This window comes from Pseudomonas sp. NPDC090201 (genome assembly GCF_044746825.1).
GTDB lineage: Bacteria > Pseudomonadota > Gammaproteobacteria > Pseudomonadales > Pseudomonadaceae > Aquipseudomonas > Aquipseudomonas putida_AD.
Genome location: NZ_JBIVCX010000011.1, coordinates 146330 through 153681 on the forward strand (window position 1 = coordinate 146330; position 7352 = coordinate 153681).

A 7352-nucleotide genomic window follows, 5' to 3' on the forward strand; every position below is an offset into this window, starting at 1 on the left:
TCAGGCGTCGTCGTCCTTCTCACTGTGCACGACCACCAGCAGTTGCGCCTGCACCTCGCCCACTGAGCGCAGTCTGTGAGGTTTCTGCGCGTTGAAGTGCAGTGCGTCGCCGCGTTCGAGAATCACCCGTTCGTTCATGAAGTCCACCTCGACGCGGCCTTCGTGGACGAACAGAAACTCCTCGCCCACGTGCTCCTTGAAGGTGGTGCCGGCGAATTCGGCCGGCGGCGACATCATGAACGGCAGCAGATTGCGGTCACTGACCTGATGGGCCAGCACCGCATAGCTTGAGCCCTGCTCGCTGTTGGTCAGCAGGCGGCGCTGGTCGTGGCGCACCAGGCTGTAGCCATCGATGTTCGCCTCGCTCTCGCTGAACAGGTCCTCGACATTGACGTGCAGGGCCTTGGCCAGCTTCAGCGCAGCGGCAATCGAGGGCGTGTTCAGGCCACGCTCGACCTTGGACAGGTAGCTCTTGGTCATGCCGGAGCTTTCAGCCAACGCCTCCAGCGTGACCCCCATTTTCTTGCGCAGCAGCTTCAAACGAATGGACATGGATAAAGACTTTTTCCGTCGAACGGCAAAATTATGCATTGCCAATGACACTTTGTGTCATTAGGATTGTTTTGTGTCATTTCAAACCCTGAAAGCCCTCTCACCGGCTTTCACCCGAATGACCCTGACCTTAGCTGCAGAGGACCCTGCAATGGCCACCACTCTGGAACTCTCGAAAGAACACCTCATCTCGCGTTCCAACGCAAAGATGGATACTACGTTAAAAGACAACACCTGGACGATCCGCCAGAAGCTGGCGCTGACCTGCCGCATCCTGTTCGACAACGGACATGACTCAGGCCTGGCCGGCCAGATCACCGCCCGCGGCGAGCAATCGGGCACCTTCTACACCCAGCAACTGGGCCTGGGCTTCGATGAAATCACCGCCAGCAACCTGCTGCTGGTCAACGAAGACCTCGAAGTGCTCGAAGGCCACGGCATGCCCAACCCGGCCAACCGCTTCCACACCTGGGTCTACCGCGCCCGCCCGGACGTGCAGTGCATCATCCACACGCACCCCACGCACATCGCTGCATTGTCGATGCTCGAAGTGCCCCTGGCCGTTTCGCATATGGACCTCTGCCCGCTCTACGACGACTGCGCGTTCCTCAAGGACTGGCCCGGCGTGCCGGTGGGCAACGAAGAAGGCGAGATCATCTCCGCCGCCCTGGGCGACAAACGCGCGGTGCTGCTCTCCCACCACGGCCAGTTGTCCACCGGGAGCACCGTGGAAGAAGCCTGCGTGATTTCGGTGCTGATCGAGCGCGCTGCCAGGTTGCAATTACTGGCGATGTCGGCGGGTGAAATCCAGCCCATCCCGCCTGCCCTTGGCAACGAAGCCCATGACTGGATTTCCCGGCCACGACGCCACGCCGCCGCTTTCAATTACTACGTGCGCCGCACCCTGCGCCAGCACGTCGACTGCCTCGCCTGACCCCATCGAAATCTGGAGCACTGCACATGTCTACCCCTGATATCCACGGCATCATCGGCTACACCATCACCCCGTTCAGCGCTGACGGCACCGGCCTTGACCTTGCCGCCCTGGGCGCTTCCATCGACCGCATGATCGAAGGCGGCGTGCACGCCATCGCGCCACTGGGCAGCACTGGCGAAGGCGCCTACCTGAGCGACGCCGAATGGCAGGAAGTCGCCGAATTCAGCACTGGCTACGTCAACAAGCGGGTACCCGTGATCGTCAGCGTGTCCGACCTCACCACCGCCAAGGCCATCCAGCGGGCCCGTTTTGCCGAAGCCCGCGGCGCCGATGCGGTGATGGTCCTGCCGGCCTCGTACTGGAAGCTCAGCGAGAAGGAAATCCTGCAGCACTACCAGGCCATCGGCGACAGCATCGCAACGCCGATCATGCTCTACAACAACCCGGCCACCAGCGGCACCGACATGTCGGTGGACCTGATCCTGAAGATCGTGCGTGCGGTGGAAAACGTGACCATGGTCAAGGAGAGCACCGGCGACATCCAGCGCATGCACAAATTGCAGCAACTGGGCGAAGGTCAGATACCGTTCTACAACGGCTGCAACCCGCTGGCGCTGGAGGCTTTCGTGGCCGGGGCCAAGGGCTGGTGCACCGCAGCGCCGAACCTGATTGCCGCGCACAATCTCGACCTCTACGACGCCATTCTCGAAGGCGATCTGTCGCGGGCGCAGGAGTCGTTCTACCGGCAGTTGCCGATGCTGGAGTTCATCCTCAAGGGCGGATTGCCGGCGACGATCAAGGCCGGCCTGGGCATGACCGGCCTGGAAGCCGGCGCCCCGCGCCTGCCGGTGTTCCCGCTCGAGGAACAGGCGCGCTCGCAACTGCAAAAACTGCTGGCTGACCTGCGCTGACAGCGCGGCTGGATGCCCGGCTGACAAGTCGGGCATCCGCCACGCTCAGTTGCCCAAGTCGTCCCAGTACGGCGGCGAGCCAATCGCCTGCAGGAAGTAATCCCAGACCGCCCGGGTCTTCTGCGACCGCAGGCGGTTCTCGGGGGAAATCAGGTGAATGGGGCTGGGGATTTCCTCCACCGAGCCGCACCACTGGGGCAACAGCCTGACCAGTTCACCGCTGGTGAAATGCGCCTTGCTGAACAGCCAGGTGGGAAAAAACACCAGCCCCCTGCCCGCCAATGCCGCCTCCACCAGCACCTGCGCGTTGTTGCTGCGCAGCGGCCCGTTGACGTCGATAACCTGCGCCGCGCCCCCTGCGGACTTGCGCAAATGCCAGCGCTGCGCCCCGCTCGAACCCTTGTACACCAGGCACTGGTGGTTGCGCAGATCCTCGGGAGTCTTCGGCTCGCCATACCGCTGCACGTAGGCGGGACTGGCGCACAGCACGAAATGCTGATCGCAGATCTTGCGTCCGATCAGCGCCGAATCCTGCAGATGCCCGACCCGGAAGGTGAGGTCGAATCCTTCCTGCACCGGGTCGATGTAGACGTCCGACACCGTTAGTTCCACCGTCAATTCCGGGTAGCGCTCGTACAGACCGTCCAGCAGCTTGACGATGTGCAGATGCCCCAGCGCCACCGGCGCATTGATCCGCACCAGACCCCGAATCCCGCCGCCCTTGCCGGTGACTTGCTCGTCGGCAGCGTCCAGCAGGTCCAGCACTTCGCGGATTTGCAGGTAATAGCGCTCGCCCGCCTCGGTCAGCGTCACGGCGCGGGTGTTGCGGTACAGCAGTTGCTGCCCGACTTCACGTTCCAGCGCTGCGATGAAGCGCGAAACCGAAGACGCCGGCACCTGGAAGTGCCGCGCAGTGGCGGAGAAACTGCCGGTCACGGCCACCATGGCGAAGAAACGATGGGCTTTGAGGTGCATGCCGAGGCTCCCGTGCGATTGCTGAAATCGCAATGGTCTTTTGCGAATGCGCTGCATTGTGGCTGTTTCAGCAAGCTTCTACCATCGCTGCATTCTTCATTACCACCTGCCATCGCGCAGCCGGAGCCCCTTTATGATCGACCTGTTCGCCCCCTATGACCTCAACGGCCTGACCCTGAACAACCGTTTCGTCATGGCACCGATGACCCGCTCGCGGGCGCCGCAAGACATCGCAACCGCGCAGATCGCGCTGCATTACACCCAGCGCGGCACCGCCGGGCTGATCGTCTCGGAAGGCACGCCGATCTCCCGCGAAGGCCAGGGCTATCTGTTCAACCCCGGCATTTTCACCCAGGAGCAGATCGCAGGCTGGAAGCTGGTCACCGACTCGGTGCGCAGCGTCGGCGGACGCATGTTCGCCCAGCTGTGGCACGTGGGCCGCGTGTCCCACACCTCGATCCAGATCGACGGCAAGGCCCCGGTCAGCTCCACCGACAAAGCTGCGCAGGGCGCCATTGCCTTCGGCTACACCGATGACGGCGAGCCCGGTTTCGTCGCGACCTCGACACCTCGTGCCCTGGCCACCGAAGAAGTCGGCCGCGTGGTCGAAGACTTCGCCCAGGCCGCGCAGAACGCCATCGACGCGGGCTTCGACGGCGTGGAAATCCACGGTGCCAACGGCTACCTGATTGAGCAGTTCCTCAACCCGCTGATCAACGATCGCAGCGACCGCTACTCGGCCCAGACCCTGGAGGGTCGCCTGCGCTTCGTGTTCGAAGTGGTCGACGCCGTCATCGCCCGGATCGGCGCTCACCGGGTCGGGATTCGCGTATCGCCCTACGGCCAACTGTTCGACATGCCGATCTACCCGGAAATCGACGAAACCTACTCGGCGCTCTGCGCCGGCATGAGCCAGCGCGGCGTTTCCTACGTGCACGTCATGGACCAGTCGCACTTCTTTCTCGCCCAGGAAGGCGCCGACGCCCAGGAACAGGCGCTGCGCACCCTGCTGCAACACTGCAAGGAACAACTGGGCGACACCGCGCTGATCCTCGCCGGCGACATGACCCTGGAACGCGCGCAGGACCTGGTGGACGCCGGCCTGATCGACCTCGCAGGCTTCGGCCAGCCCTTCATCGCCAACCCTGACCTGGTCGCCCGCCTGAAGAACGGCTGGCCCCTGACCACGCCGGATCGCGACACCTACTACGGCGGTGATGCCAAAGGGTATGTGGACTATCCGCCGTACGCGGCAGTCTGATCGAATCGATCACCGAGCTGTAGCAGCGTTCAACGAACGCTCTGTGGGAGCGGGCTTGCCCGCGATCGCGGTGGACCAGTCACCTTCGATGTGCCAGGTCCGTCGCATTCGCGGGCAAGCCCGCTCCCACAGAATTGTCCGGCGCGTTGTTTCGACACACACTGGATGTCACCCCCTCACTCCCGGTACAGAAACTCCCTCGGCGACTCCCCCATCACCCGCCTGAACATCGCACTGAACGCACTCTGGCTGGCGTAGCCCAGATCCCGCGCAACCCTGCCCACCGCCTGCCCCTGCTCCAGCCGGTCGATGGCCGTGGCCAGCCTGACCTGTTGCACCCAGTGCCGGAACGTCAGCCCGGTTTCCTTGATGAACAGCCGAATCAGCGTGCGCGAACTGGCGCCGACCTTATCCGCCCAGAACTCCACCGAATGCGGTTGTTCAGGGTGCTCCAGAATCGCCTTGCACACCGTCACCAGCCGCCGGTCCACGGGCCAGGGTATTTGCAGCGGCAGGCTTTGCGCCGAGGCGATCTCATGGAGGATCAAGGCGACGATGTGCGCGTTGCGCCCCTCCTGGGGGTATTCGATAGGCTGGTCGGCCAGCGCCAGGATCAGCTCGCGCAACATGACCGAGACTTCGACGATCTTGCAGCTGTCACCAAAGCCCTCGGCCAGATGCGGCTCGATGTACACCGAGCGCAGCTGCACGGGGCTGAGCATCAACTGGTCGTGGACGATCCCGGGCGGAATCCACAGCGCCCGCCGGGGCGGCAGGAACCACAGGCCGTCCTCGGTCACCGCGCGCATCATGCCGCTGGCGGCGTACAGGATCTGGCCGTGGCGGTGGTCATGGGGCGCGTTGTATTCGCCGGTCTGCTGATCGCGCACCAGCACGGTCATTGGCCGCGGTACGTCGCGATAATCCTGATAGTCCACGCTGCGCTCGGTATTGGCAGCGAGGGTGCGGGTGGTTTTTTTCATGCTGCGGGCTCGTCGGGCGGCAATGGCTATGTCGCCCGGTCATGGGGATGGCGTCAAGCGGATTTGTCACTTTCTCGACACTATCTGGCATTCGTCGCTTTTCAGACGTCATTAGCATTTCCCTCATTCATCACCTGCATGAGGGTTTGCACATGAGCAATTCACCCGGTTCACCCGCCACCCGGCATACGTTGGCAGCGGTCATTGGCCTGCTGGTCCTGTCCATCGCCCTGCGTCCAGCCATCGTGTCCATCGGGCCGATCCTGTTGCTGATCCAGCGGCAATTCGACCTGAGCTTCACCCAGGCGGCGCTGCTTACCTCCATTCCTGACGTGTGCATGGCGGTATTCGCGCTCATGGCACCCAACCTGGCACGGCGCTTCGGTACCGACCGTTGTGTGGTGGCGGCCCTGGCCTTGCTCGGGGTCGCGACGGTGTTGCGGGCATTATCGCCAGGGACGTTTGTGCTGCTGGCCAGCACCTTTCTGGCGAGCGTCGGCATCGCCATTGCCGGGGCGCTGATCGGTGGCTGGATCAAGGCCCACTTCCCTCATCGCGCGGCGCTGTTCATGGGCATCTATGCCGCAGGGCTGAGCCTCGGCGCAACCCTGGCGGCAGTCTTCACCGCGCCGCTTTCGCAACTGGCCCAGGACTGGCGCGTGGGTGCCGGCATCTGGGCGCTGCTGTGTATCACCGCGGTCATCAGCTGGCTGTGGATGGCCCGACGCTTCGCCATGAGCACGCCCTCCACCAGACCCACCACCCAGCGCGCACGCCTGCCCTGGGGCAATCGCCAGGCATGGCTGGTGGCGTTCAACTTCGGTGCCGGGCAGTTCGTGGTGTACGCACTGTTCGCCTGGCTGGCGCCTGCATCGTCCGAGACCGGGGTGACCTCGCTGCCGTCGGGTGTGTTGCTGGGGATGTTCACGTCGGTGTTTGCGATTGCCAGTGTGGGCGCAGGGTTGATTCCGGGCCAGGCTCACGACCGTCGGGCGCTGGTGGGCCTGTCGACACTGCTGGCAGCGCTGGGCATCGCCGGGATGGCCTTTGCGCCGAACTGGGCACCAGCGCTTTACGTGGTGCTGGCAGCCATTGGCCTGGGAATGGGCTTCACCGTGGCCATGACCCTGCCGCTGGACAACACCACCACCCCCGAGCAGGCGGGGGCCTGGACGGTGTTCATGTTGTTCGTCGGCTACCTGATAGCGGCGCTTGGACCTATCTGCTTCGGGGTGCTGAGGGATGTCACTGGTGGGTATGGATTGGGGTATGAATTGTTGTTTGGCGTGCTGGCGGTGATGCTCGGCGTGACGCCGCTGCTCAGGCCCGAGCGGGAGGTGAAGCTGCAGGCTTCGGTGGCTTGAGGCAACACGGCATGCCGGGGGGAGCGGTCTTGCCATACCCGGAACCGTAGGAGCGCGCTTGCCCGCGAATGGCCGGTACATTCGATGGAAAAGTGTCGGATGCACCAACGCCATCGCGGGCAAGCGCGCTCCTACAAGGTTGAGGTCATTCACGCGTAGCAGTCCGGCTTGCCGGCGGTGGCGATTTTGGGGGCGCCGACGCCGGCAAGCCGGACTGCTACGGGTCGGGGTTCAACCTAAGATCTTGATCTTGATCTTGATCTTGATCTTCATACGCGATGGCCCAGACACCGCCGAACGCGACGTAAAGGCGCCAGGCCGAGCGCAGGCGTCGTGCAGGGGGATGAGCGGCAGGAAGCCGCGAAAGCC

7 protein-coding genes are annotated in these 7352 nt (G+C 63.7%); 4 read left to right on the plus strand and 3 right to left on the minus strand.

The window, feature by feature from the left end; translation table 11 throughout:
• On the minus strand, positions 1-552 hold the full coding sequence (locus tag ACIPOO_RS22755; protein ID WP_274130225.1) for a helix-turn-helix domain-containing protein: 552 nt from the start codon (positions 550-552) through the stop codon (positions 1-3).
• Between the two features lie 151 nt (positions 553-703).
• On the opposite strand from ACIPOO_RS22755, the gene ACIPOO_RS22760 reads away from it, so the two are divergent.
• Together ACIPOO_RS22760 and ACIPOO_RS22765 are read left to right on the plus strand one after the other, a co-directional pair.
• The gene (locus ACIPOO_RS22760) at positions 704-1486 is read left to right on the plus strand and encodes an aldolase (protein ID WP_400609987.1); all 783 of its coding nucleotides are present in this window, start codon (positions 704-706) and stop codon (positions 1484-1486) included.
• A 26-nt stretch (positions 1487-1512) separates the two neighbouring features.
• On the plus strand, positions 1513-2400 hold the full coding sequence (locus ACIPOO_RS22765) for a dihydrodipicolinate synthase family protein (protein WP_274130229.1): 888 nt from the start codon (positions 1513-1515) through the stop codon (positions 2398-2400).
• 45 nt (positions 2401-2445) lie between these two features.
• Here the strand turns inward: ACIPOO_RS22765 and ACIPOO_RS22770 are convergent, their stop codons facing one another.
• A complete protein-coding gene (locus ACIPOO_RS22770; RefSeq protein ID WP_400609989.1) occupies positions 2446-3375 on the minus strand; it encodes a LysR family transcriptional regulator in 930 nt (309 codons plus the stop codon).
• Positions 3376-3508: 133 nt separating this feature from the next.
• Here ACIPOO_RS22770 and ACIPOO_RS22775 point away from each other — a divergent pair, with 133 nt between their 5' ends.
• Positions 3509-4636: an alkene reductase gene (locus ACIPOO_RS22775; RefSeq protein ID WP_400609991.1), complete on the plus strand. Its 1128-nt coding sequence runs from the start codon at positions 3509-3511 to the stop codon at positions 4634-4636.
• A 176-nt stretch (positions 4637-4812) separates the two neighbouring features.
• Here the strand turns inward: ACIPOO_RS22775 and ACIPOO_RS22780 are convergent, their stop codons facing one another.
• A complete protein-coding gene (locus ACIPOO_RS22780; RefSeq protein WP_400609993.1) occupies positions 4813-5619 on the minus strand; it encodes a helix-turn-helix domain-containing protein in 807 nt (268 codons plus the stop codon).
• Positions 5620-5771: 152 nt separating this feature from the next.
• Here ACIPOO_RS22780 and ACIPOO_RS22785 point away from each other — a divergent pair, with 152 nt between their 5' ends.
• Entirely contained in the window at positions 5772-6983 is a 1212-nt protein-coding gene (locus ACIPOO_RS22785; protein WP_400609995.1) for a CynX/NimT family MFS transporter, read from the plus strand.
• The last annotated feature ends 369 nt before the right edge of the window (positions 6984-7352 follow it).

Excerpts from the sequence above, each read along its gene's own strand:
- ACIPOO_RS22755 (WP_274130225.1), bottom strand. The coding sequence starts at position 552 with ATGTCCATTCGTTTGAAGCTGCTGCGCAAGAAAATGGGGGTCACGCTG.
- ACIPOO_RS22760 (WP_400609987.1), top strand. The coding sequence starts at position 704 with ATGGCCACCACTCTGGAACTCTCGAAAGAACACCTCATCTCGCGTTCC.
- ACIPOO_RS22765 (WP_274130229.1), top strand. The coding sequence starts at position 1,513 with ATGTCTACCCCTGATATCCACGGCATCATCGGCTACACCATCACCCCG.
- ACIPOO_RS22770 (WP_400609989.1), bottom strand. The coding sequence starts at position 3,375 with ATGCACCTCAAAGCCCATCGTTTCTTCGCCATGGTGGCCGTGACCGGC.
- ACIPOO_RS22775 (WP_400609991.1), top strand. The coding sequence starts at position 3,509 with ATGATCGACCTGTTCGCCCCCTATGACCTCAACGGCCTGACCCTGAAC.
- ACIPOO_RS22780 (WP_400609993.1), bottom strand. The coding sequence starts at position 5,619 with ATGAAAAAAACCACCCGCACCCTCGCTGCCAATACCGAGCGCAGCGTG.
- ACIPOO_RS22785 (WP_400609995.1), top strand. The coding sequence starts at position 5,772 with ATGAGCAATTCACCCGGTTCACCCGCCACCCGGCATACGTTGGCAGCG.